The organism is Streptomyces similanensis (assembly GCF_039543625.1).
In the GTDB taxonomy this organism is placed as follows: domain Bacteria; phylum Actinomycetota; class Actinomycetes; order Streptomycetales; family Streptomycetaceae; genus Streptomyces; species Streptomyces similanensis.
Genome location: NZ_BAABKC010000049.1, coordinates 243814 through 267548, shown reverse-complemented (window position 1 = coordinate 267548; position 23735 = coordinate 243814). Strand labels below are relative to the sequence as shown.

Annotated in this window: 20 protein-coding genes and 5 pseudogenes; 10 read left to right on the top strand and 15 right to left on the bottom strand. The window is 69.4% G+C overall.

Going from position 1 to position 23735, the window contains the following annotated elements:
• Positions 1-574: 574 nt before the first annotated feature.
• Positions 575-1618: pseudogene (locus tag ABEB07_RS39230) on the bottom strand (IS630 family transposase).
• A gap of 10 nt (positions 1619-1628) precedes the next feature.
• On the opposite strand from ABEB07_RS39230, the pseudogene ABEB07_RS18485 reads away from it, so the two are divergent.
• Positions 1629-1817: pseudogene (locus ABEB07_RS18485) on the top strand (hypothetical protein); the annotation flags it as partial.
• Positions 1818-1851: 34 nt separating this feature from the next.
• On the opposite strand, the gene ABEB07_RS18480 reads toward ABEB07_RS18485, so the two are convergent.
• Positions 1852-3129 (bottom strand): MFS transporter, encoded by a 1278-nt coding sequence (locus tag ABEB07_RS18480; protein WP_345669342.1) that lies wholly within the window; start codon positions 3127-3129, stop codon positions 1852-1854.
• Positions 3130-3361: 232 nt separating this feature from the next.
• On the opposite strand from ABEB07_RS18480, the gene ABEB07_RS18475 reads away from it, so the two are divergent.
• The 4 genes from ABEB07_RS18475 to ABEB07_RS18460 all read left to right on the top strand — a co-directional run bounded on the left by ABEB07_RS18475 (position 3362) and on the right by ABEB07_RS18460 (position 7827).
• Positions 3362-5293 (top strand): alpha/beta hydrolase family protein, encoded by a 1932-nt coding sequence (locus ABEB07_RS18475; protein ID WP_345669341.1) that lies wholly within the window; start codon positions 3362-3364, stop codon positions 5291-5293.
• Positions 5290-5472: a hypothetical protein gene (locus ABEB07_RS18470; protein ID WP_164584187.1), complete on the top strand. Its 183-nt coding sequence runs from the start codon at positions 5290-5292 to the stop codon at positions 5470-5472. Before ABEB07_RS18475 ends, ABEB07_RS18470 begins: the two co-directional genes overlap by 4 nt.
• An 81-nt stretch (positions 5473-5553) precedes the next feature.
• Entirely contained in the window at positions 5554-6861 is a 1308-nt protein-coding gene (locus ABEB07_RS18465) for a cytochrome P450 family protein (protein ID WP_345669340.1), read from the top strand.
• Between the two features lie 444 nt (positions 6862-7305).
• Positions 7306-7827, top strand: a complete 522-nt coding sequence (locus tag ABEB07_RS18460) for a transposase (RefSeq protein WP_345669354.1) — start codon at positions 7306-7308, stop codon at positions 7825-7827.
• A gap of 638 nt (positions 7828-8465) precedes the next feature.
• Here ABEB07_RS18460 and ABEB07_RS18455 read toward each other — a convergent pair.
• The 4 genes and pseudogenes from ABEB07_RS18455 to ABEB07_RS18440 form a co-directional block, all read right to left on the bottom strand.
• Positions 8466-8957 carry a hypothetical protein gene (locus tag ABEB07_RS18455; RefSeq protein WP_345669339.1) on the bottom strand — a complete coding sequence of 164 codons (492 nt, stop codon included), beginning with the start codon at positions 8955-8957 and terminating at the stop codon, positions 8466-8468.
• Positions 8958-9419: 462 nt separating this feature from the next.
• A complete protein-coding gene (locus tag ABEB07_RS18450) occupies positions 9420-10796 on the bottom strand; it encodes an IS1380 family transposase (protein ID WP_345669338.1) in 1377 nt (458 codons plus the stop codon).
• 95 nt (positions 10797-10891) lie between these two features.
• Positions 10892-11323 carry a transposase family protein gene (locus ABEB07_RS18445; protein ID WP_345669337.1) on the bottom strand — a complete coding sequence of 144 codons (432 nt, stop codon included), beginning with the start codon at positions 11321-11323 and terminating at the stop codon, positions 10892-10894.
• Positions 11324-11567: 244 nt separating this feature from the next.
• Positions 11568-11624, bottom strand: a pseudogene (locus tag ABEB07_RS18440) (transposase family protein); the annotation flags it as partial.
• 344 nt (positions 11625-11968) lie between these two features.
• Here ABEB07_RS18440 and ABEB07_RS18435 point away from each other — a divergent pair.
• The gene (locus tag ABEB07_RS18435; RefSeq protein WP_345669335.1) at positions 11969-13150 is read left to right on the top strand and encodes a serine hydrolase domain-containing protein; all 1182 of its coding nucleotides are present in this window, start codon (positions 11969-11971) and stop codon (positions 13148-13150) included.
• 126 nt (positions 13151-13276) lie between these two features.
• Here the strand turns inward: ABEB07_RS18435 and ABEB07_RS18430 are convergent.
• The 7 genes and pseudogenes from ABEB07_RS18430 to ABEB07_RS18400 all read right to left on the bottom strand — a co-directional run.
• Positions 13277-13399, bottom strand: a pseudogene (locus tag ABEB07_RS18430) (Ku protein); the annotation flags it as partial.
• 244 nt (positions 13400-13643) lie between these two features.
• A complete protein-coding gene (locus ABEB07_RS18425) occupies positions 13644-14045 on the bottom strand; it encodes a hypothetical protein (RefSeq protein WP_345669334.1) in 402 nt (133 codons plus the stop codon).
• 56 nt (positions 14046-14101) lie between these two features.
• Positions 14102-15097 (bottom strand): sporulation-delaying protein SdpB family protein, encoded by a 996-nt coding sequence (locus tag ABEB07_RS18420; RefSeq protein ID WP_345669333.1) that lies wholly within the window; start codon positions 15095-15097, stop codon positions 14102-14104.
• The gene (locus ABEB07_RS18415; RefSeq protein WP_345669332.1) at positions 15097-15696 is read right to left on the bottom strand and encodes an SdpA family antimicrobial peptide system protein; all 600 of its coding nucleotides are present in this window, start codon (positions 15694-15696) and stop codon (positions 15097-15099) included. Before ABEB07_RS18415 ends, ABEB07_RS18420 begins: the two co-directional genes overlap by 1 nt.
• A gap of 86 nt (positions 15697-15782) precedes the next feature.
• Complete coding sequence (locus tag ABEB07_RS18410) at positions 15783-16433, bottom strand: sporulation delaying protein family toxin (RefSeq protein WP_345669331.1); 651 nt, start codon at positions 16431-16433, stop codon at positions 15783-15785.
• Between the two features lie 245 nt (positions 16434-16678).
• Positions 16679-17686 (bottom strand): DUF1648 domain-containing protein, encoded by a 1008-nt coding sequence (locus ABEB07_RS18405; protein WP_345669330.1) that lies wholly within the window; start codon positions 17684-17686, stop codon positions 16679-16681.
• A complete protein-coding gene (locus ABEB07_RS18400) occupies positions 17683-18030 on the bottom strand; it encodes a GntR family transcriptional regulator (protein WP_345669329.1) in 348 nt (115 codons plus the stop codon). The genes ABEB07_RS18405 and ABEB07_RS18400 overlap by 4 nt, the downstream gene beginning before the upstream one ends.
• A gap of 222 nt (positions 18031-18252) precedes the next feature.
• Here ABEB07_RS18400 and ABEB07_RS18395 point away from each other — a divergent pair, with 222 nt between their 5' ends.
• From ABEB07_RS18395 to ABEB07_RS18385, 3 genes are all read left to right on the top strand, one after another.
• Positions 18253-18546, top strand: a complete 294-nt coding sequence (locus ABEB07_RS18395) for a hypothetical protein (protein ID WP_345669327.1) — start codon at positions 18253-18255, stop codon at positions 18544-18546.
• Positions 18547-18630: 84 nt separating this feature from the next.
• Complete coding sequence (locus tag ABEB07_RS18390) at positions 18631-19110, top strand: transposase family protein (protein ID WP_345669326.1); 480 nt, start codon at positions 18631-18633, stop codon at positions 19108-19110.
• A gap of 894 nt (positions 19111-20004) precedes the next feature.
• Complete coding sequence (locus ABEB07_RS18385; RefSeq protein ID WP_345669325.1) at positions 20005-20364, top strand: hypothetical protein; 360 nt, start codon at positions 20005-20007, stop codon at positions 20362-20364.
• 248 nt (positions 20365-20612) lie between these two features.
• Here the strand turns inward: ABEB07_RS18385 and ABEB07_RS18380 are convergent, their stop codons facing one another.
• The gene (locus ABEB07_RS18380) at positions 20613-21611 is read right to left on the bottom strand and encodes an IS481 family transposase (RefSeq protein WP_345669324.1); all 999 of its coding nucleotides are present in this window, start codon (positions 21609-21611) and stop codon (positions 20613-20615) included.
• A 206-nt stretch (positions 21612-21817) separates the two neighbouring features.
• On the opposite strand from ABEB07_RS18380, the pseudogene ABEB07_RS18375 reads away from it, so the two are divergent.
• Positions 21818-22947, top strand: a pseudogene (locus tag ABEB07_RS18375) (IS630 family transposase); the annotation flags it as partial.
• Here the strand turns inward: ABEB07_RS18375 and ABEB07_RS18370 are convergent.
• Positions 22915-23700, bottom strand: a complete 786-nt coding sequence (locus ABEB07_RS18370) for a class I SAM-dependent methyltransferase (protein ID WP_345669323.1) — start codon at positions 23698-23700, stop codon at positions 22915-22917. The pseudogene ABEB07_RS18375 and the gene ABEB07_RS18370 overlap by 33 nt on opposite strands.
• Positions 23701-23735 lie beyond the last annotated feature (35 nt).

The window sequence follows — 23735 nt, the reverse complement described above, 5'->3', positions numbered from 1 at the left end:
GCGCGCGGTCTGCTCCGCAGACACGACGCGCCGCCGCTACGCGGCGGACAAACGCCGCGCTCCGCGCAGCGTAGCCGGCGACTCCGTCACCGGCGTGGCCAACTCCGTTGCCCACGGTCCGAATTGCGGAGCAATTCGGACTGCAGAAATTCGCTCCGCGAATTCCTGTGGCTGGCTATGGAAGGGGGCCGGAAATCCGTTGTCGTGTGGAGGACTTCGGTTCTTCCGGGCCCTCCCCCTCCCGAGCCTGCTCCGCAGTCCCGTACGGGACGTTGGCGGGCGCTCCGCGCACGCCAACTGCCATCAGAAATCAGCGGCGACCTTCAGTGCGGGAGAGCGAATCCGATTTACTCATGACAGTCTGTTCGTTCTTTTTTGAGGTGATTCACTGACAGGAAATTCAGCAGAAAGACAAAAGCCTGTCGCCCATACATTCCACGTCTTAGCATTCGGGTCCATCAGGGCCATTGCGCACGCACCGAGTTCAGCGACAGCAGCCGCTGCGAACGCCCATCTGAAGCACTGTAGTCTCTTCACCATACAATCAGGTACTGACTTCGGCTCGTCAGGGTGACTATGGATCGTCGAGGGTCAGGCCGGTGCGGGCTATGAAGCCGTCGAGGGGCCGGTACTGAAGGCGCTTGAGCCTGTTGCGTACGAGGGGTCTCGAGTCGGTCGACGGCGAGGTTGGCCAGGCTGTGTTTGACGTGTGCCCATACCCACTCGATGGGGCTGAGGTCGGTTGAGTACGCGTGCAGCAGGAACACCGTGACCCATTCACGCCCGGAGATCAGCTCGCGCATGGCGTGGGAGATGTGGGTGTTCAGCCGGTCCCACACCAGCACGATCGGCACCTTGACGAGCTGGTGGACGCCGTCGATCAGCGCGACGAAGTCCCGCTCGCCCATGCTGCGGTGCGTGCTTTTGCCCGCTATGTGGGTGCGCAGGCGGTGGCACAGCCGGGTCCGGGAGCCGGGCCGCATGGCGATCAGCCCGGCCACCGACAGGCGTCCCGAACGTCGCCCGCTGACCGTCACAACCGGGGTGCGGCCGCGCCGACCCCAGGTTCGTCCTTTGGGCGGCCGGCGGGTGAACCCGGCTTCGTCTTCGAAGCAGACGTAGCCCCCGCAGGCCGCCCGGGCTCTTTTACCTCCGCCCAGGTCGCCTCCTTCCATGCGGTCACGACCCGCTCGTCGCGTTCGGCGACCCGCCGCGCGGCCACCTGCGGGCTGAAGCCGAGCCGGTGCATCAGCCTCGTCGCACTCGAGATGCTGTAGGAGACGTGGAACTTCCGGCCGATCAGCGTGACCACCCTCGACGCGGTCCACACCTGGTCCTCCACCCAGCCGTGCGCGGCCGGACCCTGCTCCAGATACGCGGCCAACTTCTCCAGACAGCGCGGGGACAGACGGCACCGCGACCCGCCCGGACCACGGGAGGCCAGAGCCTCACGACCGCCGTCCCGCCACACTTGACGCCACCGGTAGGCCGATTTCAGACTCACCCGCAGGCGTCTTGCGACCTCCGGCATCTTGATCTCCCGCTCGAACAGCTCGGCCGCCCGCATCCCTACCATCTCCCGGCGTTGCCGCCCCGCAGCGATCAGCCCCACTCCCATCCCCCACACCTGTCCGGCCCGTGTTCCCCAACCTCGCGGCGCTGCTCCTCCCGGGCGACCACCCGGAACCAAGAACCGCCATCCCGCACCCCGCTACGACGCCGGCAAGACCGTCAAACGGCCCGAGACTCTCAAGGCCATCGGCAGAGCTGGCCGATCTTGGCAGATGAAGAACAAGCTGAACTCCGCCGCCGCGTGACCCCCGTCGACCGGGGTCTTCTCGGAAAACCAGGTCAGTCCGGGTCCCCGGTGGCCTGGAGGCGGCGCAGGGCCAGGATCAGATTGCCGCTGCCGAACGTCGCGAGCGCGGCGACGCCCCACAGGGTCGCCGCGACACCGGCCCGGTCCAGCACGGCGCCCGCGGCCAGGAAGCCCAGCGGCCCGGCCAGGGTGCTGATCGTGACCACGGCCTGCAACACCTTGGGCCCGAAGCCATCCGGCAGCCGGACGGAGAGCAGGCCCATCAGCGGCGCGTTCGCCAGGGGCGCGGCGGCCGATGACAGGCCGACGGCGACGACGAGCACGCCGGCCGGCACGGGCACCAGGAGCGTCCACAGGGGCAGAGCGACGCAGACCAGGGCCGTACAGGCGAGTCGTACGGGGGCGACCCGTGCCGCCAGCACATAGGCGGCCACCGAGCCCACCAGGCCACCGGCGCCATCGGCGGCGAACAGCAGGCCGCCGACCCTGGCGTCCCCCTCGAACCGGGCGAACGCCAGCACCGGCAGGGTGATCATCAGGGTTCGCAGCATCAGCCCGAACACCACGGTGGACAGCATCGCCCGGCGCAGGAACCAGTCACCGCGCAGATGCCGTACCCCCGCCCACAGGCCGCGGGGTCCGGCCGCGGACCCTCCGGCCCCGCCACTCCCTGCCGGGACGCGGCGCAGCAGCAGCAGCCCGGAGAAGGCGAACGTGGCCGCGTCCAGCCACACCACCGATGTGGTCCCCACCAGCGGGATCAGCGCGCCCGCGAGCGCCGGTCCGGCGAACGCCGAGCCGTTCTGCACACCTGCCAGCGCGCTGTTGGCGCGGGCCAGGGAGCGGGCGTGCGGGCTCAGCAGTTCCATCGCCAGCACCCGCTGTGCCGCGTGGTAGGGAACGGCCAGCGCCCCGAGCGCCGCGACGATCGCCAGGAGGACGGCCAGATTGAGCGCGCCCAGGGTCTGCAGCAGCGGGATCAGCGCCACCACCGGAGCGCGGGCGAGATCGGAGACGACCATGGTCCGGCGGGCGCCCAGGCGCTGGATGGCCTCTCCGCCCGCGAAGCCGAGCAGCGCCATGGGCAGCACCTGGGCCGCGAGGACCAGGCCCGCCCGGGTGGCCGAGCCGGTGGTCTCCAGCACCAGCCAGGGCAGCGCGAGCATGGTCATCTGGGTGCCCAACGCCGTCACCGCGCCCGCGACATAGACCGCCGTCAGCGCACGGCTCGGCCTGCCACCCGGTGTGCCGTTCGGCGCTCCGCCGGGTGGGACGGGGGCTGCGCCGGGCCGGGTCGCCGCGATCGTCATCGGGTCGCCTCTTTCTCCTCGGTGGGTCCGGGCCATGTGGTCGCCCCCCGCACCCTGTCGCCCGCCCACCGTCCGGTGCCAGGGAAGGACCGGCGGTCGCTCACTGTCGGTGCCGCTGCGCTTTCTTCCCTGCCACGCGGCCGGCCCGTCCGGCAGTGTGATGGCCGTCGGAGCCCACCACAGCCAAGGCCACCGGCGGCGGAAGCGGACACCAGCGGAGAAAGGGGCGGTGATGAGCGGCGGTATCGGAACGGCGGTGCACGTCCCGTCCTTCGCCGCCCGCGACGGACGGCGAGCGGTCGAGACCCGGTATGTGGACGGTCTCCCGCAGATCGTGGCCTGGGATCTGTCGACGGGTCAGCGCCGGCAGGTGACCGCCGCACCGCTGGGTGTGGAGACCGCCGCCATCGAGCCGGACGGCCACGGCCTGTGGTGGTTCGACGCCGCTCCCGGCGGTCAAGGCCGCTGGCTGCGCGGGCCGTTCGAGGGCGGGCACCCGCGCCCGGCGCTCGACGGCGTACCCGCCGGGCGGATGCACGGCCTGGCCTTCGACCCCCGCAGCGGCCTCGCCGCCGTCGGTGTCGGGGTCGCGGACCGCTCGCGGTACTACCTCGGCCGACCGGGCGAGCGCGCCCGCCTGGTGGCCGAGGAGCCCGGCTATGCGGCAGTGGTGGGCCTGGCCCCCGGCGGCCGGCTGCTGGCCACCGCGGGGTGCCCGGCCGGGCCGGCCGCGGTCCGGCTGTGGTCACCGGCCTCCGGCGTCCTCGTGGACGCGATCCCCGGCGCAGCCGGGGACGGCGACGGCGGCGCGGTGTGGGCGCTGGGCTTTTGCCCGGACCTCACCACCGCACGGCCGGAACTGCTGCTCGTCCTCGAACGCGCGGGCCGCTACACCCTGGCCTTGTGGCGGCAGGGCGAGGGGATCCGTACGCACGGTCCCGGCTCCGCCCTCGACTTCGATACGGAGATCACCGCCTGCTGGTACGGGCCCGGCCGCACGGCGCTGGTCCAGCAGGACCGGGCGGGACGCAGCCGCCTGGTCCGCGCCGACCTCGACCGCGGTACGACGACGGTGCTTCCCACGCCCGAGGGCACGATCATCGACTTCTCCTGCGCACCCGACCGCACGGTCCACTGCCTGTGGAGCCGCGACGGCGAACCGCCCCGGCCACTGATCTGCCACCCGGAAAGCCCGGACAGCCTGGAAAGACAGGAAAGTGCGGAGCCCGCGGAATCCCCGGAACGTTCCGGCCGCTCCGCGACGGCGTCACGTGGCACGGCGCCCGGTGGAACGACCGGGTCCAGGCGCCGCGAGCTGTGGACACGTCGGCCGTACGGGCGGATCCACAGCTTTGTGGCCACCCCGCCCGGCCGCAGGGCGGGCCACCGCCCCTGGCCGACGGTCTTCCTCGTCCACGGCGGGCCCCACACCCACGACCGGGACGCCTATGACGCCCGCACCGAGGCCCTGGTCCGGGCCGGATTCGCCGTGGTGCGCACCAACTACCGCGGCTCGACGGGCTACGGCCCCCGCTGGCGGGACGACTTCGGCCACCGGGTCGGCCTCGCCCAGCTCGAAGACCTCGCCGCGGTGCGCGGCCACCTCATCGACGCGGGAGTCTCGGAGCCGGGCCGTACCGGCCTGTGCGGCTACTCCTGGGGCGGCTATCTGACGCTGCTGGCGATGGGCGTCCAGCCCCGGCTGTGGGACGTGGGGCTGGCCGTCGCCCCGGTGGCCGACTACACGGCGGCGTACCGGGCGACGACGCCGGCGCTGCGGGAGGTCGACGAGCGCCTCTTCGGCGGCACCCCCGAGCAGGTGCCACACCGCTATCGCGCGGCCTGCCCGATGACCTATGTGGGCCGCGTACGCGGCCCGCTCTTCCTCGCCGCCTCGGTGGACGACGAGAAGTGCCCTGCGGAACAGATCGAGCGTTATCTCGCCGCGCTGCGGCGCCGCGACGTCCCCCATCGCGTCCGGTGGCTCGGCGGCGGACACGACGTGGGCCGTGACCCAGCCGGACACGCCGCCGCCTGGGACGCCATGGTGCGCTACGCCGACGACACGCTGCGCGCCTCCCCCAGAACCGCCGACCGCCGCGACAGCGGGCGGACCGGCTCGCACCACCCCGTCCACCACACCGAGGAAAGGTCAACCCCATGAAGCGTCACGGACTGCGCGTCGACCCCATCAGCGCCACCGAGCGGGAGCGCGGGATCATCATTCCGCCGCACACCCAGGCCGCCTTGGACAAGGCGGTCCCGGTCCGGCCGAACGGCCCGGCGCGGACCTGCACCACCCGCACGAAGAAGAACACGGAGGACAAGTCGCCTCTGCAGTGAGCCCGAGCAGCGCCGTAGCGGGGTGCCACGCCCGGCACCCCGCCGCGGCGCCGGCCGTACCGGTGAGGACAGGAAAACATCATGACCACAGCCACGGCAGCGACGGCAGCACCCCGGACGAACAGTCCCCGCCCGGACAAGCACCGGCCGGAGCAGCCCGAGACGACGCAACCGCGCCAGAACCCGCCGGCGTTCCTCAGCGACCCGTACCCGACCCTGGCCAGGATGCGGCAATCGGCCCCGGTCTCCGTGCTGCACAGCGACGGCGGCCTGCGGCTGTGGATCATCCCGCGCTACGCCGATGTCCGGGCCGCGCTCTTCGACCGCCGCTTCGCGCAGGATGCGCGGCGCGCCCAGGCCCTGGCCGACAGCCGGGTCGAGGGCGTCAACCTGGGCACCGAGATCACCCATATGCTCAGCAGCGATCCGCCCGACCACACCCGCCTGCGCCGCGTGGTCCAGGCGGCGTTCAGCCGCAAGCGGGTCGAGGCGATGCGGCCGATGGTCGAGCGCATCACCCTCGAACTCCTCGACGGGCTGGACGCGGCAGCCGCGCTCCGCACGACCCGCGCCACCACCGCCACGGTGGACCTGATACGTGACTTCGCCTTCCCGCTGCCGATCCTCGTCGTCTGCGAACTGCTCGGCTTCCCGCCCGAGGACCGCGACCTCTACCGCAAGTGGTCGACCGCCATCGTCACCCAGGAGGGCGACCACGCGGCGTTCCGGCGAGCCGTCCAGGAGATGGGCGCCTACGTCCTGGCCCTCGCCGACCGGCGTATCCGCCGCAATGACCGTCCCGCCGATCTGCTCACCGAACTGCTGGCGGCCCGCGAGCGCGGGGAACTGACGGATGACGAGATCGTGGGCATGGTCGCCCTGCTGCTGATCGGCGGGCACGAGACCACCGTGAACCTGCTGGGCACCTCCTGCCTCGCGCTGCTGCGCGATCCCGGCCAGGCCGCCTGGCTGCGCGCCGATCCCACCCGGATGCCCGGGGCCGTCGAGGAGTTCCTGCGCTACGACTCCCCCATCTGTATGGCCACCACCCGCTTCACCACCGAGCCGGTGGACGTCGGCGGGGTCAGGATCCCGCAGGACGAGTTCGTGCTGCTGTCCCTCGGCGCGGCCAACCGCGACCCGGCGCGCTTCCAGGACCCCGACCGCCTCAACCTCGACCGCCCAGACGCCGGCCATCTCGCCTTCGGCGGTGGCATCCACCGCTGCCTCGGCGCCCTGCTCGGCAAACTGGAGACCGAGATCGCGCTCACCGCGCTCCTCGCCCGCTTCCCCGGAACAACCCTGGCCTGCCAGGAACGCGACCTGCGCTGGCGCAACACGATGATGCTGCGCGGCCTGGAAGCACTGCCCCTCACCCTGCACCACTGACCCCCACCCCCACCCCGCCGCCCCCACCGCCCCCCACACCGTCACCGCCTGAGCCGGGCCGGGCCGGGTCAGGTCGGGCCGGGTCAGGTCGGGTCGGGTCGGGTCGGCCCGGGTCGGGTCGGATCGGGTCGGATCGGGTCGGGTCGGATCGGGTCGGTCAAGGAAAACGGGACACGGGGTGCGCAAGGCGGAACTGTGGAAGCGAGTCGACCCGGGTGCACAGCTCTTACCTGCGGTTTCCCGCGGGCGTGCCGAGCGGGGGACGTCTGGTGGTCCTGCAGCTAGCGAGTTCGGCGGTTCTTCTGTCCGCGGTCTTCGTGTGCTCGGCAGCCGTTCGCTGAGCAGTTGCCCGGGTTGACCCGGCGGCACAGCAGGTGGACGGAGCGGTTGCGGTCGACTCTCGCCGCGGTGGGGCTCGCCCTCGCCGCCCGGGCCGGCACCCGGATGGCACGGGACTTCGGGGTGTCCATCAGCCGCAGCGCACTCTTACGGCTGCTCGGTGCCTTGCCCGAACCCGAAGTCCCGGCCCCGCGGGCAGTCGGTGTCGATGAGTGCGTCACTGGCAAGGGACGGGTCTACGGCACGGTGCTCGTCGACGTCGAGACCCGTCGGCCGGTGGATCTACTGCCTGACCGAGAGGCGTCCAGCCTGGCCGTATGGCTGGCGAAACGACCCGGGATCGAGATCGTCTGCCAGGACCGCGCGCCGTTCTTCGCGGAAGGCGCCACAGCCGGGGCCCCCAGGCGACGCAGGTCGCCGATCGCTGGCATTTGTGGCACAACCTCGGGGAGGCTGCTGAGCGTTCTGTCGCCCGCCACCGCCAGTGCCTTCGCGTCCTGGTCCCCGATCCTGAGCGGAAGGCCGACGAACCTGCGCCGCCCGAAGAGAAGACGGACTCGCCATGGCGGAGCGAGCGATTCGCCAACCCCGTCCGAGCCAGGCACGCCACGGTCCACACGCTGCTAGAAGCCGGCCACAGCCGCTGTTCCATCGGGCGCCAACTGAACATGACCCACCCCACCGTCAAGAGTCCCGCCGACGCAGCGAAGCCGGAAGACCTCTTTCGCGGCCAGTGGCAGCACAACAAGACCCCCCGTCCTCGACGAGTACAAGCCCTACCTGGACGAACACTGGGACGAGAGCTGCACCAACGCCAGGAAGCTCTGGGAGGAGATCGTTCCCTTGAGCCATCAAGGAAGCTACGGCCGGGCCAGCGCCTAGCTGCGAGAGAAGCACACCTCGCCACGGCCGGTCACCGCGCAACCGCCGGCACCCCGCGTGATGACGAAATGGATCCTCAGCCGACCCAAGACCCTGACCCAGATCCATCAACTCCGGCTCAAGACCGTCCTGGCCAATTGCCCCGAACTCGACGCCCTGAGCGGTCACGTTCGATTCTTCGCCCAGATGCTCACCGAGCGCCAGAGCAAACGACTCCCGCAGTGGCCCGACGCCGTCCGCCAGGACGACCTGCCCGGCCTCCACACTCTCGCGGCCGGCATCGACCGAGACCGCGACGCGGTCATCGCGGGCCCTACCCTGCCCTGCAGCTCCGGCGTCGTCGAAGGACACGCCAACCGGATCATTCTGTCGAATCAGCGATGTCAAGCCGTGTGCTTGTGCATCACGTCGAGGTACTGCCGATCACGGTGCGGCACGTGGTTGTTCCGCCCGGGCAGGCTGAAGACCGCGCAGACGTCAGCGGGCTGGGTGAGGAGGCTCGACTGCTCGGCGAGGGTGAGAGTGCTATTGACCACATGCCGGCAGCCGGCGCCGTCGAGAGCGGCGACCAACTCCTCGCGGACGACGGTGGCCTCGAACGACTCGGAATCAGGAAGGACAAGCGGGGGTAGTTTGGCGGTCGAACCGGGCCAGAGGTTGATCCAGATTCCACTGACGGCCCGCTGAGTGACCACCAGCTGCAGCCCACCCCAGGAATAGGGGTAGCCGTCGATACCGGGCCCCTTCATGATGTGGGCAGGGTGCGGGCGCCCCGGGCCGAGAAGGTCCTCAGCCTCAGCCAAGGACATTCCGCAGCTCAGGGGCCCGATCCGGCCGGCTCGGGCGAAGTCGACGAGCACATTCATCAAAGTCACGGCAGTGACTGTGACACTCTCCCGGGCCTGCGCGCACTCCGATATCAGCGCGGTGCGGAGCCCGTCTGGCTCTGTCGACCGTCGACGACCGGCAGAAGGGGGGCCGTCGCCGGGATGTCCAGTTCCGTGGTGTCGGGCCGGCCGGAATGGGTGTGTCGGCGAGGCGGTCGAGTAGCCGGTCCAGAGCTGCCTGGCCGTCCTCGACGGCCGCCTGCTCGTCGTCGGTCAGCGGGATGGAGACGGCCATCTATTGCAAGTTGCTTTTGACTTGGAGGAGTTGGGATCGCGTGGATTCCTTAGCCTCGATCTTGCATGACGGTCCGCCGACGGAGTCGGTGGACCGTTTCGCTTTCGGTGGCTGATGGCGGGCATTCCGATGGCCCGAGTGTCGCCTCGGGTGGGCGCCGGGTTCCACTGCTCCGGGCTGGGTCCTCTTTTCGTAGAGACGGGCGAACCCGCTGGTCAGCCGGGGTTGGGTAGGAGCGCGAGCCGTTCAAAGGCACCGGTGATCTCATAGGTCCAGGGCCAGTGGCGGGCGAGGCGGAGGATGCGGCGCCGACCGGTGGTGACGAGCTGGGCGACCGCGGAGAACAGGCGGAATCGCAGCCGGCGGGGCTCGAAGAGCCGGGCCTGGCCGGTCAGGGCGAGCATGGGCATCCAGGCCAGCAGGTCGAGCGCGATCTGGACGATCTCCAGCCAGACCTTGTTCTGGGCGGTGTGGTGCAGGGGCAGGTCGCGCAGTCCGGTCGCGCGGGCGGCCCGGATACGGTCCTCGGCCCGGGCCCGCAGGCGGTGGCGGAGCTCGAGCTCGGCGATCGGCCGGTCAGGGGTGTCGGTGGCGAAGCAGGTGATCCGTATGCCGTCCGCGTCGGTGATCCTCAACTGGGCACCGGGATACGGCCGTTCCTTGCGGACGATCAGCCGCATGCCCCTCGGCCGGCCCGCGAGCAGGTCGCCGGTGAGTTCGGCGACCCAGGCGCCGTCGCGGACCTCGCCGTCCGTTTCGACGGCCGGGGCCCAGGCCGATACCGGGATCCTGAGGACGTGGCTGTGGATGGCCTCGGTGATCACCATGCCGACCGAGCAGGACAGCCAGCGTCCTCGCTTCGCGAGCCAGGCCACGAAGTTGTGGGTGCCGCCGGCGGAATCCGTGCGGATCCGCGTCTGCCGCCCGCACCGGTACTTCTTCGGCGGCCGGGCCAGGGCGAGCTGGGCGGTGGTGACATGGTCGGCGGCCGTGTTCGAGCCCGCGTTCCCCGAACGGAGGAGGGCCGCGACGGGTTCTCCGGTGCCGCCCGGGCCGTGGTCGACGAAGGCCGTCAGCGGGTGACGGCCGTAGGTCTTCTTCCCGGTCGCGGCCGCGGCCTCCTTGTCGGAGTGGGCGATCACCAGGACGCCGTCGAGGTCGACCGTGACCTGTCCGTCGGCGTCCGGGGCGTTCTCCCCGGCCAGCACCCAGACACGCTGCCGGGCTTCGGACCGTGCGGCCCGGATGGCCTGCAAAGGTGCCTCGCCGGAGGCCGCGAGGGTGTCGATGAAGCGGGAGACGGTCGGGTCGGAGGCGACCGGGCAGAAGAGGGCCGGCTCGCACCGCAGCATCGCGACGTCTGCGAGGCAGTCCCCGCCCAGCGCGACCGCCAGGGCAACATCCAGCAGGATCTTGCCCGGATCACACACCGCCCGAGCCTTCCGCCACGGCGTCAGTGCCGCGGAAATCGCGGTATCCAAGCCGGCCTTGCGGACGGCCCCCACCAGCAGCACGCCCCCGGCCTGCGAGACCACCGCCCGGCCACCGCCCTCGATGCGGACACGCGGGTACGACCCGATACGCTTCTTCACCTGGAGAGTGCTTCTCTCCGTGCAGCCAACAGGACCCTAACGAGCTCGTGCACGGTAGGCGGTGAGGCGTCGAGGACTGCGGCGGGACTCAGTGTTCACATCTGCCGTGCGGAGGTCAGGTCCGCAGTTTGCTGGTGGGACAGCAGGCCGGCAATGGCTTGGACCGTGTCGCTGATGTGCTCGCGGCGGCCGAGGTGGCGGGCCAGTGCCCGCCAGTTCTTCAGGTGGGCGATGCCGTGCTCGACGCGAATGCGGCGTGAGGAGTGCGCCTTGCGCTGGCGCTCGTGCATCTCCTCGTACCAGTTCGGGGCGTTCTTCTTGAACTTGCGGTGCGGTGGCGTCACCACGCGCCCGCCGGTCTGGGCGCCCAGACCCTGGTAACCGGCATCCGCGAGGATCTCCAGTGCGGGCCCGCCGTCCAAGGGCCTGACCAGCCCTAATTGGCGGGCGTGGGTGATGTCTGCGCAGCTGCCGTGCTGAGCCGGACTGCAGTAGAGGACGCGTCCGTCGCCGTCCGTGACGACCATGGTCTTGACCGCGTTCTGCTTGCTCTTGCCGGAGATGAACTTGTCCCGGTCCGTGCGCCCGGCGCCCGGCGGCCGGGCGCCTGACGCGGATCTCGGTTCCGTCGATGATGCCGGTCGTCCCGCTGGTTCCGAGGTGGTCGACGACCTCGGCCAGTGTCCGCAGCCGCACATCCGGGCTGATGGTGCACCCTCGCTCGGCGAGCAGTGGCCGCACCTCGCCGATGGCGCGGGTGATGGTGGAGCGGTCCACACCGAACCAGCAGGCCAGCACGTCATGAGTGACGGCATGGCGCAGATGCACGAGCGTGGCCAGGAGCCGGTCGACGAACACCAGCCGGTGCTTCGCACCCGCGCCCACAGCCCGCTTCCGCGGCCTGGACGCGAGCTTGGCCTGGTGTCGGTCGTGCCACAACGGTCCCACCTCAGCAACGAGTTCAGCGATCACGTCAGCCGACAGGCCCGTGATCCTCCGGTCGCTGATGATCGCTGTACGAGACGCATTCCCCACCACACGACCATGATCGACGATCAGCAGCCAGACGCCTCACCGCCTACCGTGCACGAGCTCGTTAGGGGGATATCCCCAGCGCGATCGTGGGGTGTGCCGGATCGCGCCCCGTCAGAGGGCGAAACTAGCGTTCGGCCATGCCTTCGACTCTGCGAAAGTGCCTCGCCATGGCGGTGGGTGTCGCTACGTTGCTCGCCGCCGAAGTGACCACTGCCGTCGCCCGGCCCGCTGGCCCCTCTCCCATGGAGCAGTTACGCCAGGACACCGAGGCGATCCACGCTCTCGGTATCAGTGGTGTGCAGGCCCGCATGATCACGCCTGACGGTCGGCAGTCGGTCGCCAGCAGCGGCACCGCCGACCTGATCACCGGCCGCCCGGTCTCTGCCGACGGCTACTTCCGTATGGCCAGCACGGTCAAGACGCTGGTCGCCACCGTGGTCCTCCAGTTGGAGGCCGAGGGCAGGCTGTCCCTGGACGACGCGGTCGACCACTGGCTGCAAGGAGTAGTGCAGGGCAACGGCAACGACGGCAGCCGGATCACCGTCCGTCAACTGCTCCAGCACACCAGCGGCATCCACGACGACCTGCCCGGATACACCACGCCGGAGGAGTACTATCAGCAGCGCTACGACGTCTACAGCTCCGAGCAGTTGGTCGCCCGCGCCATGGCCCATGCGCCGGACTTCCGGCCCGGCGAGGGCTGGGGGTACTCCAACACCGGCTACATCCTGCTCGACATGATCGTCCAGAAGGCCACCGGCCACCCCGCCCACCAGGAGATCGAAGACCGCATCCTGCGCCCTCTCGGCCTCGACCAGACCCGGTGGGGCGGCACCTCGGCCACCCTGCCCCGGCCGCATGCCAGGGCATACCAGCTCTTCGGCCCCGGTTCCGTGGTGGATGTGACCGAGCAGATACCGGTGGAGCACGAGAGCCTTTCGTTCGTCACGACCACGCGGGACCAGAACCGCTTCCTCCGCGCGCTGCTCGGGGGCCGCCTGCTACCGACGCGGCAGCTGGCCGAGATGAAGCAGACCGCGCCTGTGAGCGGGGAGCTGCAGCAGTCGTGGCCCGGCGGCCGATACGGACTGGGCCTGGTCGAACGCCCCCTGAGCTGCGGAGGAACCTACTGGAGCCACGAGGGCGGGGACGGCGGCTACATCACCCTCAACGGCGTCACCGCCGATGGCAGGCGAAGCGCCGTGGTCGCCATGTCCGAGGCACGCGGCGACACCCCGGAACACATCCTGGAACAGGAGAACGCGGGCAGCGCCCTGATCGACCACGCACTGTGCGTCCGGGCCCCCAGCATCCCGTGAGCGAAGGCGTCGTCACGGTGGACGGCGAGCACCACAGCTGTTGCATGTAGCACTACCCAGACCAATGGCCCCCACCTGTGCCGGCACCAGCGTTACCCACGCAAGAACACCTCACATCCCCAAAGAACCCATGTCCTCCAGGTGGCACGGGTGGAAACGGACGCCGTGGTCCTCCGTCGCCGACTGGACGTGCACAGGCAGGGTAACCAGACCGAACGAGACCGCGCCGGACCAGATTGTTCGAGGCATACAGACAGCCCTCTCACCAGCCCCGAGCACCTCCAGGCTACGAGCCCGCCGCCACCGCAGCACCCGCAGGCCCCAACCAGTCCATGCCCAGGGTGCACCGCGGCGACGGAACCTTCCAGCACAAGGTCGGCCATCTCGTCCCGTGCTGAACGTGACGCCACCCTCCGATCCTGCTATGCCCGGCCCCGTGCCGGTGCGGGTCGTGCTGCCCGCAGCGGGCGCGATGACAGTGCCCTGGGGCTGGTCACAGGTATGTCAGGGGACCGCATTCCTTGAGCGGTGTGCTGTTACCGCGGCATACCCGGACCCATGTCGTACCCAGCCCTCCGGTCTTCTCGAAATACACCGGAGCCGTCCCGGTCCCGCATTGGGTGCCGATCTTGAAGGGTGGGGTCACGGTCATGTCGACCGTCCACTGGATCCAGACTGAGTAGCACTCCGAGCCGGTGTTCCGGAGCTCGCCCTCAACGGCGGTCTTCGGGTTGATGATGCTTTCGTCTTTCAGCGGGCGAGTTGTGCCCGAGGCGTTGACGGTGGCGTAAGAGGCGGACCATCCGGCCCCGCTCTGTTCACTTGCCCGGTTCTCGGCGGAGGCCGAGGAGACCCCGAGGACCAAGGCCGCCGAGAGGAGCGAGACGGCTGCCACAGCTCTGGTTTTTCCGAACACAAGGTTCCTTTCGGTTGACGAGTGTTATCGGCCAATCAGGCGGCGGTGACGCGTCCGCTGCTGATCTCCGGGTCTTCGCCCTCTGGGGCCAAGTCCTTGGAACGCGCGGGTGCGGGGGCGGTCGTGTCGTTTTTGCGGGAACGCAGCAGGACTGTGAAATCGGGGTCGTGGCCCAGCGGGGCCAGCAGGAGCAGCAGGCCCGCCGTCATGGCCAGGGCGAAGCTCCAAAGGCCCATGACGATGGCGATGCCCAGGTGAAACAGGATTCCGATCGGAAGCAGGATCCAGCGCACCTTCTGAGGGAGGAGCAATGCTGCCGCCAGGGACAGTTCGATGACCAGGGGGAGCCACGTCATCAGTGCGACCCCGAGTGGGTTCTGGACGACTGCGTTCAGTACGGGGTGAAGCCAGTCGGCCGCCCCGAACGCATAATTGTTGATCCAGTAGTACAGCGCTGTTCCGTCGGCCCACTCGGCGTGCGGCAGCTTGGCCACGCAGGCTTGGAAGTACAGCACCGACATCTGGAGCCGGGCCAGGACCAGGGCGCTGGTGCCGAGTAGCGCCAGGTACCGGCGGTGTGGCTTGGTGCCGGTCTGGTCGCCGGCGGTCCGGTCGGTGTTCGCCTGCCAGTGCCAGCGGCGGGTGTCGCCGAGTGCGACGAGGGCGATGAGAAGGCTGAGAAGCCAAGTGATCTGGTCGCCGCCGTCGGGGATGGCGATCCCTGTGAACACGCTGAAGGCGATGTAGGCGTGGGGGATGGCGGTCAGCGCCGGACGCCAGCCGCTGGCGACGAGCAGCAGGACGAGGCAGCACAGCCAGCGGACAGTGTCGTAGTCCTGTGTGGGGACGAGACACCATGCGCCAGCTCCGGTGACGCCTTTGCACAGCGGGTAGTGGCCGACGGTGGCGACTTCGCGGAACAGGGTCGCGGAGTCACTGAAGGCCAGGGTGCCCAGGGTGCCCAGCGCGAGCAGCGTCCTGGCCAGGCCGTATCCGGTGGTCCATGGGGATGGGATCTTGAGTTGGGGCATCAGCAGGTCACCCTCAGCACCATGACGCGCTCGGGAGTGTGTGTTTCGTCGACGAGGTCGCGCCAGGCCCACGGGGTGGGGCGCTCCTGCAGGAAGCCGACCGTTCCACACAGGGAAGGCTCGGGTGAGGTGCTCTTGATCGTGCGGACCGGCGCACCGAATTCGGTGAGGCAGCTTTCACGGTCCCGTTTACAGGGATGCCAGTCGCCCTTTTTGGCCGCGGAGAGTACCATGGCAATTTCCACCCCCTGTGCTCGCGAAGCCCGGTCGAAACCGAAGACATTCTTCGGCGACGAATGAGGCGTCATGGACAGCGGCTGCCAATGCCCGGATCGCTTTCCGTAGGGGACGACTTCCACATCACGGGGTGACTTCGTGAAGAAGGCCCATCCCTGCGGTGCGACATTGACGACGGTATGCCGGGCTTCCTTCTGTGCCGGCAGCGTGATGGCGTTCTTGGGTAGCTGCTCCTGCGCCACGTAGAGAATAGCAACGGCCCAGACGACGCAGACGGCAGCGATGGCCCGCCGTGAAACCGTGACGGTCCGGCCGCTGCTTCTGGTGAAACTGTCGCGGACTTTACGCAGTGAATTGTTCATGACTGTCGCGGCGTCTGCCCGGCCCTGGCCGGGCGGCCCGCGGGAAGGGCGAAGAGTCTGCAGCCTCCTCGCTCCTCCCGCAAGGCTCAGGCCTTGAGAGCCTCCGTCACCTGGGCCACGGCCTCGTCACGGGACAGCTGCGAGCCGTCGCCGGAGGTGGGTTCCGGGCTCCAGAACCAGTTCTTGCCCTTCACGAAGTTGGCCCCGACCGCGATGGTGACCGTGACGACGGCGCCGGCCGCGGTGACGACGGCCGCGACATGCACCACCGCGGCGCCCACGGCGACGGTGACCCCGCAGAGCTGGCCGTTCTCCACCGGAGTGGCGCCGGCGTCCGCCTTCTGCGCGACGGCCAGGAGCATGTCCTGCGCATCGACGACGGCCTGCTCGACCTGACGCGGGTTGCCGCTGCGAACGTTGTCGCTGAAATGGGCGAAGAAGTCCGGCGACTTCTTGTTGATCAGGTCTATGACCGCGTTCGCGGCGCGGATCTCCTCGTACGAGTCGTTGTCGAGGTGCTGACGAGCCTCGGCGAAGAGGTCCAATTTGGCGAGCTCCTCCCCCACCTTGCCCTGCGCGAAGAACAGGCCGCGGAACACGTTCTCACCGTCGTCCTTCGCGGAAACGGCGGTTTCCGCTGCGGTCGACACGGAGGCCTTCGTGGCCGGTTCCGCGGTCGCAGCGGGAGCGGCTGTCAGGCATACCGCGGCTGCGGTGATACCGGCGACGGCGAGCATTCCGCGCTGTTTGATACTCACTTGGATCCCCTCTTTTGGATTGAGTGCGCCGGAGGGGAATGAGCGCATAGTCAGTGCGTCCCCCCGGCGCCTGATCTTTCCGTAGAGATCCTCACATGATTCTTACCTGATTCCAACCTTTCTGTGGGTTGGATCACACGCACGCTACGGAATGTTTAGCTCCGATTCCCCTGAGATGATTAATTTTCAGCCACCATTCTCCGCACCGGAAAAACGCCTCATGGTCAGCGCGATTGAGGTGTACTCAGCGCGTTTAGCAGAGCAGCGCCGCGCTCAGCGTCGTCGATGCTGACGGCGAATTCCTTTCCCTCGCTCCTCGTGCGGATGACGAGGCACTGACCGCGGCGCAGCATGACCGTGGTGCCCAGCCCGCTGAGGCGGTACCCCCAGCCGCCCACCTGTGCGGGAGTGCGGTCCTCGGTACGGGCGGACTCGATGTCCGCCGCGTCCCAACGGCGCACGGGCCAGCCGAACGGTCCGAACGCCACCTCCAGACCCCGCTCCGACACACGGGCCTGAACGGCCGCGCAGCCGGCCACGGCAAGGGAGGCGAGCGCGAAGGGGATGAACAGCGCTCCGAACTGTGCCGGTTCGGCAAGCCCGCTGACGAGAGCGATGCCCGCGGCCACGGCTACCAGGCCGGTCATCGCGGCCAGCAGCTGGAGCCAGGGATTGACCGTCCGGGACAGCCATACCATGCGCTGCCCTTCGGGTATCTGCAGAACCGGCCCCTGCGGGCGTTCCTGTGCGGCGGGAGCAGCGGCCTGCCGTCGGCGAACGGTCACCAGCCATCCGGCGATACCCCCGACCACCGTCGCCACGAGGGTGGCCACGAGCCAGGGGGTGGGCTGATGCGCGTCGTGCCAGTCCGCGCGGTCGAGGTTCGCGCGGACGACGGACGCCTGTGCGCCGATCAGGAGCGCACCCGTGGACAGCAGTGCGGTCGCGGTCCAAGCCTCTCCTGGCGCAGGGGAGGAGCCTGCGCCGCGCCGGAGCATCAGCAGGACGACAGCCGCCAAACCCAGCCAGATGAGCGCGGGGAAGGTGGATGCTGCCCACAGTGGCATCGAACCGTCGGGCGCACCATCTCCGAGCTTCCAATGGGTGGCTAGTCGGTCGGGCAGGCGTCCACTCGCGCTCCACGGCAGGGCGGCGATCAGTGCGGCGGCGCCCACCGTCCACGCCACGCCGCCCCAGCGTGCGCCGCGGGAGGGCGCTGTGCGGTCGTTCACGGTATCCCCCTGATCATCTCGATGAGTTCGGTCCTGCTGTAACCCAGCCGGGCGGCGTCCCTCACCAGGCCGTGCACTCGCTCCAGCAGGCCCGACCGCTGGTCGGCGCCCTCGGCCACGGTCACTCCACGGCCCCTGCGGAACTCCAGCAGCCCGTCGTCCCTGAGACCGCGCAGGCCACGCAGGACCGTGTTGACGTTGACGTCGAGCACCTGCGAGAGGTGACGTGCCGACGGGAGGCGGTCCCCTGGCAGGCACTCCCCCTCGGCGATGGCGCGACGGATCGCGCCCGCCACCTGCTCGTGCAGGGGCCGAGTGTCTCTCTTGTCCAGACGCAGCAACATGGTGCTAATGACGATAGCACCATTGAAAGAATTGATGACATGCTGTTCCGGCCAGGACAACACTCCGGGTAGGGGTCCCTGGCCCCACCCGCCACCGGCAGCACGGGACTGGATACAGCGGCCGGCGCTCTGGTCGACCTCCTCAGTGCGTTCGCCCGCCGCCAGCACCAGCTCGCCGAGCAACTCCTCACCGGCCTCGACCTGCGCGCCACCCACCTCACAGTGAGGATCACCGAGCTCGTCCGCGACGCGGGCACCCCGCCCGGACTCGAAGCCGCCCGCGACCTGCGCGCCGAGACCCGCGATGCCGGCATCACCGCGGCCGAAGCCGTCCTGGAACTGGCCCCGGCCTTCCACCACGCCGTCCTCGGCGAGCAGGACAAGGCCTGCGCCGTCATCGACCGCCTGCACGAACTCGCCCGAACCGGCGACTACGCCTACTACGCCGACATCGCCCACTTGGCTTCAATCACGAGTCCTGGTTCTGGCGCAGATTCCGTGCAGCGGCCACTGTGAGTGACAGGTGAACGTCTCAGGACGACTTCGGAAGTCGCCCGAAAATCAACCGTCTACCCGGTGGTTGGGCTGAAAGTCCGGGCCATGGAAGAGGTCGTGCTCCGGCTGAAGGAGCTGCTGTTCCCGTCGATCGCGGACATTGCGGTGCTGTCGGTAGACGTGAATATCGAGATAGTGCGTGTTGAGGCGCAGTGCACCACGGTCGGCGCCGCCTGCCCCGGGTGCGGGACCTGGTCGACCCGGGTTCATAGCTCCTTCCTGCGGTCTCCCGCTGACGCACCGAGCGCCGGACGTGGAGTCTTGCTCCAGTTACGAGTTCGGCGGTTTCGGTGTCGCAGCACCATGTGCGCCCGCCGGACCTTCGTGGGGCAGAAACCCGGCCTGACCCGCAGGTATGGCCAGCGCACCGAGCGGCTGCGCTCCACTCTGGCCGCAGTCGGGCTTGCCCTGGCCGGACGGGCTGGCGCCCGGCTGGCTTCCGTCCTCGGCGTATCCATCAGCCGGAGCACGGTCTTGCGCCTGGTCGACGCGCTGCCTGAGCCGGAGATACCACCCCGCGAGTAGTTGGTGTCGACGAGTACGCCACCCGCAAGGGCCGCCACTACGGCACCGTCCTGGTGGACATCGAAACCCGCCGTCCGATCGATCTGCTCCCGGACCGGAGGCATCCAGCCTGGCCGCCTGGCTCGCCCAGCGACCCGGCATCGAGGTCGTATGCCGGGACCGAGCGCCGTTCTTCGCAGAAGGCATTTCGGTCGGAGCACCGCAGGCGGTCCAGGTCGCAGACAGGTGGCATCTCTGGCACAACCTGAGCGAGGCCGCCGAGCGGAGCGTCGCCCAGCACCGCCGATGCCTGCACGTTCTGACGCCGACAGCGCCTCAACCTGAACATCCGGCCGTCCCTGCCGCAGACTCGGCGGTGTCACCTTGGCCACGAGGACACCGGTTCGCCGACCGGACCCGGTCCCGGCACGCCGCCGTCCACGCCCTGCTGGAGCCAGGACACAGCCGACGCTCGGTCCAGCGGCAGCTCGGGATGACCTGGCGCACCGTGAAACAGCTCGCCGATGCCGTAACGCCGGAGGAACTGTTCACCGGGCAGCGGCAGAACCGACCCTCGGTCCTCGATGACTACAAGCCCCACCTTGATGACCGTTGGAACGAGGGCTGTACCAACGCGTGGAAGCTGTGGGAGGAGATCGTCCCGCTCGGCTACAAGGGCAGCTACCAGCCCGTTCGCGCCTACCTGCACGACAAGCGCACCGGACCACAGCCAGTGGCCGCCCGACCGCCCTCACGTGTCCGATTCACCGACCCCGAACTGCGGCCGTCTACGCCCTCCTCGCACCCACCGACACCGCCACACCGAGCGCCACTGCTGAAGACATCGCCGCCCGCGAGGGCCTGGACCTGGCGGCCGACCTGGCCGCAGTTCGCCGGCGCACCGCCCGTGCCGCCGTGTCCCGACGGCGCTCGGAGGATGGAGGCCGCCGCCGCGAAAACCGGCGTGCGCGGGAGGACTACGCCTTCGAGGTGCTCAGCCGCCGTGCAGGACACCCGCGCCGGGCCGAACTGCGGGACCTGGCGCAGGCATGGACTCGAGTGGGGCTGTGGCCCGCGGAGATGGAGGCGTGGATCGGTGCCGTCGGCGTCAACGGTGCCGCGATCGCCCGGGACTGCCTCACGGCGGGCATCGCCGTGTCTGCGATGGACATCGTCTTGGACGGCATGCGCGTCAAGCAGCGCCTGCGGGGCGGAGAGCCGGCCTTTTCCGTCCTGGCCCGCGTCACAGCCTGCGGGCGCTCACTGTCCGACTGAGCTGCAAGGGGTCTCGCAGGGTGCCGCCCCGGGGAGGGCGCTGAGGGGGTGCGGCGTGTCGCTGGGACGCAGCGGTGCGTGAAGGGCGAACCAGCGGCGCAGTCTCAGGGGCGGGTGCCGGTGACCGGCGCGGGTGAAGTTTCAGGCTCGGGCGGCCAGGGACGTGGCGCGGTCGTCGGCGATGGCGGCCGTCCACAGGGCGGCCACAGCGGTGCGTCCGCAGGCCCGGACCGCGGCGGCATCACAGGCTAGTTGTATTGCCCTGTGAGGTTGGGGACGCGGCTGGCGGGTGGTTGCCCTTTCAGCGCAGTGTGTCCGCGGTGGTGATTGTAGGTGTGCAGCCATTGCGGGAACGCTTCGCGGCGTTCGGCTTCTGAGCGGTAGGGGCGGGCGTAGGCCCATTCGTCGAGCAGGGTGCGGTTGAAGCGTTCGACCTTGCCGTTGGTCTGGGGCCGGTAGGGCCGGGTTCGTTTGTGGGCGATCCCGGATGCTGCCAGGGTGTCGCGCCAGTCGCGTGAGCGGTAGCAGGAGCCGTTGTCGGTCAGGACCCGTTCGACGGTGATCCCGGCCTGGGTGAAGAAGGCGTGGGCCCGCTGCCAGAAGCCGGTGGCGGTCTCCTTCTTCTCGTCGGTGAGGATCTCGCTGTAGGCGAGGCGGGAGCGGTCGTCGACGGCGGTGTGGAGGCAGCTGTAGCCCAGGTTGGGGCGGCCGTGGACGGTGCGGGGCCGGGCTCGGTCGCGGTGCGCGGAGCTGTTGCGGCTTTCCTGGGCCCTGCCGTGGGCCCTGTGCCCGCCGCCGTCGGGGATGTTGCCCAGCTTCTTGATGTCCACGTGGACGAGTTCGCCCGGCCGGTCGCGTTCGTAGCGGCGCACGACTCGGCCCGTGGTGCGGTCCAGATGGGACAGGCGGGCCAGGCGGTAGCGCGTCAGCACGCGGTGCACGGTGGAGGGCGCCAGGTGCAGGAAGTGCGCGATGCGGGCCGGCCCCCGCCTGCGCAGCAGCCGGACCTTGATGATCCGTCGCTCGGTGCGGGCCGGAGTGCGCCGGGGGCTGTGGCGGGGCCGGCTGGAGCGGTCGCTCATACCGGCCGCGCCGAGTCCCCGATAGCGGTCGGCCCACCGCTGGGCTGTGGTCGGCGAGACCTGGAAGCGCTCGGCGGCCCTCCGTAGCGGCCAGCCCTCCTCGACCACGCAGCGGGCCAGGCGCAGGCGGCCGGTCTCGGTCAAAGGTGCATTACGGTGGACCACGAGGGCCTTTCTGTCGGTGTTGACGTCGCAATCCACACCGAACCGGAAGGCCCTCACCTGTTCAAGATCCCTCAGCCGAGACCTGGCTCACCCGTCCACAACCTCCCCGAACAGAACAGCTGGTGCCGCATCAGACAACGTTCGCCTCGTTGTGACGCGCCGTCCGGGTGCAGGCCCGGACGGCGCGCGTCGTCGATGCTGTCCTGGTGGCTGAACGGGTGCGGGCGCGGGAGATTGATGACGATGAGGGCCAAAGGCTGCTGCGGATCATCCGCCGGGGCACCGGGTCCGTGGTGACCTGGCGGCGCGCCCAGATGGTGCTGCTGTCCGCGCAGGGCATGACCGTCGACAAGATCGCGACGGTGACGTTCACCAGCCCGGATCGCGTCCGCGACGTCCTGCACAACTTCAATGCCGACGGTTTCGACTCGCTCTACCCGAAGTACAAGGGCGGGCGCCCCAGGACGTTCACGCTGCCCGAGCGTCGCGAGATCAAGAAGATCGCCAAGTCCAAGCCGGCCGAGCACGGCCTGCCCTTCTCGACCTGGAGCCTGGTCAAGTTGGCCGACTTCCTGGTCGCCGAGGGGGTGGTCGACGACATCAGCCACGAGGGCCTGCGGGTCCTGCTCCGCAAGGAGGGCTTCTCCTTTCAATGCGTGAAGACCTGGAAGTCCTCGAACGACCCCGACTACTCCGCGAAGAAGGTTCGGGTCGAGCACCTCTACGCGATCGCCGACGGCGAGGTGGCACCCGAGAAGGGTGAGCCCGAAGTCATCTTATGCATGGACGAGTTCGGCCCACTCAACCTCCAGCCCCACCCCCGGACGCCAGTGGGCCGAGCGGGCGGCAAGCACAAGAACCCCGACCGCGAGCCGCGGCCCCGCCGCCGTGCGACCTACCCCGCCCGCACGGCGTCCGGCATCTGTTCGCCGCCTACGACCTGGGCAATGACCAGCTCTACGGTCACATCAAGAAGACCAAGAACCGCAGCAAGTTCCTGGAGTTCTGCCGCTACCTGCGCTCTCTGCACCCCATCGGGAACCGCATCGCGATCGTGTGCGACAACTACTCCCCGCGCCTGACCACGAAATGGTGCCGCCGGGCCGCGGACTGGGCCGAGGCGAACAACGTCGAGATCACCTACACCCCGACCAGCTCCTCATGGCTGAACCGGATCGAGGCCCAGTTCACCGCCCTGCGCTAATTCACCCTCGACGGCACCGACCACCCCACCCACAATGCTCAGGGCAGCATGATCCGCCGATACATCATCTGGCGGAACAAGTACGCCCAGGACGAGCGCCTACGCGCGGTCGTGAACAGGGCGAACGTCGCCTGTGGCGGCCGCACCACGACGGAAGCACGCTGCCCACAGGAACGTCACGCCGAACAGTGCCGACTCAGGGGGCTCTTCCCGCATGCGGCGCAATTCCACCTCCACCAGGTCAGAGAAGATCCAGCGCAGCGGTTCGGGAGTGTAGGCGAGGCCGCCCTGCAACTTGCGCTCACGGTAAAGGTCCACATCCGTGAGTTCCGACCCCATTCCCCCCTCGTCGGCAGCGAAGCTGGTGAGCGCGAGAAGGCCGCCAGGGGCGAGGACCCAGTCGAGGAGGACCAGGTAGCTGACCCGGCGATGCGGCGGCAGGTGATGGGAGCACCCTGAGTCGACGACCAGGTCGTACGGGCCGCTCAACTCAGCAGCGAGGAGAGCGAAAGCTTCGCCACACAGAAAACGGACGTTGACTCCAGCGTCGTGAGCCCGGTTCTCACCCCAGCCGACGGCCGCCGGGGAGAGGTCGACGGCGTCCACGTCGAGACCGCGCGAGGCGAGGTACACGGCATTGCGGCCCGCCCCGCATCCCGGGTCCAGGGCCCGGCCGGGAGCGATCAGGCCCTGGTCGAGGTAGGCGGCCAGATTCTCGTCCGGCTTCGACACGAAGAACGGAATCGGCCTTGACCGGTCGGCATAGAAGCGGTCCCTGAAGCCCTTACCGTCGCCCGTCACCAAGCGGCCGGCCTCGGATTCAGATGCGAAGAGCCCGTCCAAAAGCGCGAGAACGTCCTCGACGGTGCGTACGATCCGGTCCACCCGGCCCTCCTTTCGACCGATGTCGATCGTAGGAG

Bases quoted from the DNA above. Each gene is read 5' to 3' on its own strand.
- ABEB07_RS18445 (WP_345669337.1), bottom strand. From the start codon at position 11,323: ATGGTCGTCACGGACGGCGACGGACGCGTCCTCTACTGCAGTCCGGCT.
- ABEB07_RS18480 (WP_345669342.1), bottom strand. From the start codon at position 3,129: ATGACGATCGCGGCGACCCGGCCCGGCGCAGCCCCCGTCCCACCCGGC.
- ABEB07_RS18460 (WP_345669354.1), top strand. From the start codon at position 7,306: ATGGCACGGGACTTCGGGGTGTCCATCAGCCGCAGCGCACTCTTACGG.
- ABEB07_RS18435 (WP_345669335.1), top strand. From the start codon at position 11,969: ATGCCTTCGACTCTGCGAAAGTGCCTCGCCATGGCGGTGGGTGTCGCT.
- ABEB07_RS18390 (WP_345669326.1), top strand. From the start codon at position 18,631: ATGGAAGAGGTCGTGCTCCGGCTGAAGGAGCTGCTGTTCCCGTCGATC.
- ABEB07_RS18410 (WP_345669331.1), bottom strand. From the start codon at position 16,433: ATGCTCGCCGTCGCCGGTATCACCGCAGCCGCGGTATGCCTGACAGCC.
- ABEB07_RS18465 (WP_345669340.1), top strand. From the start codon at position 5,554: ATGACCACAGCCACGGCAGCGACGGCAGCACCCCGGACGAACAGTCCC.
- ABEB07_RS18475 (WP_345669341.1), top strand. From the start codon at position 3,362: ATGAGCGGCGGTATCGGAACGGCGGTGCACGTCCCGTCCTTCGCCGCC.
- ABEB07_RS18420 (WP_345669333.1), bottom strand. From the start codon at position 15,097: ATGCCCCAACTCAAGATCCCATCCCCATGGACCACCGGATACGGCCTG.
- ABEB07_RS18400 (WP_345669329.1), bottom strand. From the start codon at position 18,030: ATGTTGCTGCGTCTGGACAAGAGAGACACTCGGCCCCTGCACGAGCAG.
- ABEB07_RS18470 (WP_164584187.1), top strand. From the start codon at position 5,290: ATGAAGCGTCACGGACTGCGCGTCGACCCCATCAGCGCCACCGAGCGG.
- ABEB07_RS18415 (WP_345669332.1), bottom strand. From the start codon at position 15,696: ATGAACAATTCACTGCGTAAAGTCCGCGACAGTTTCACCAGAAGCAGC.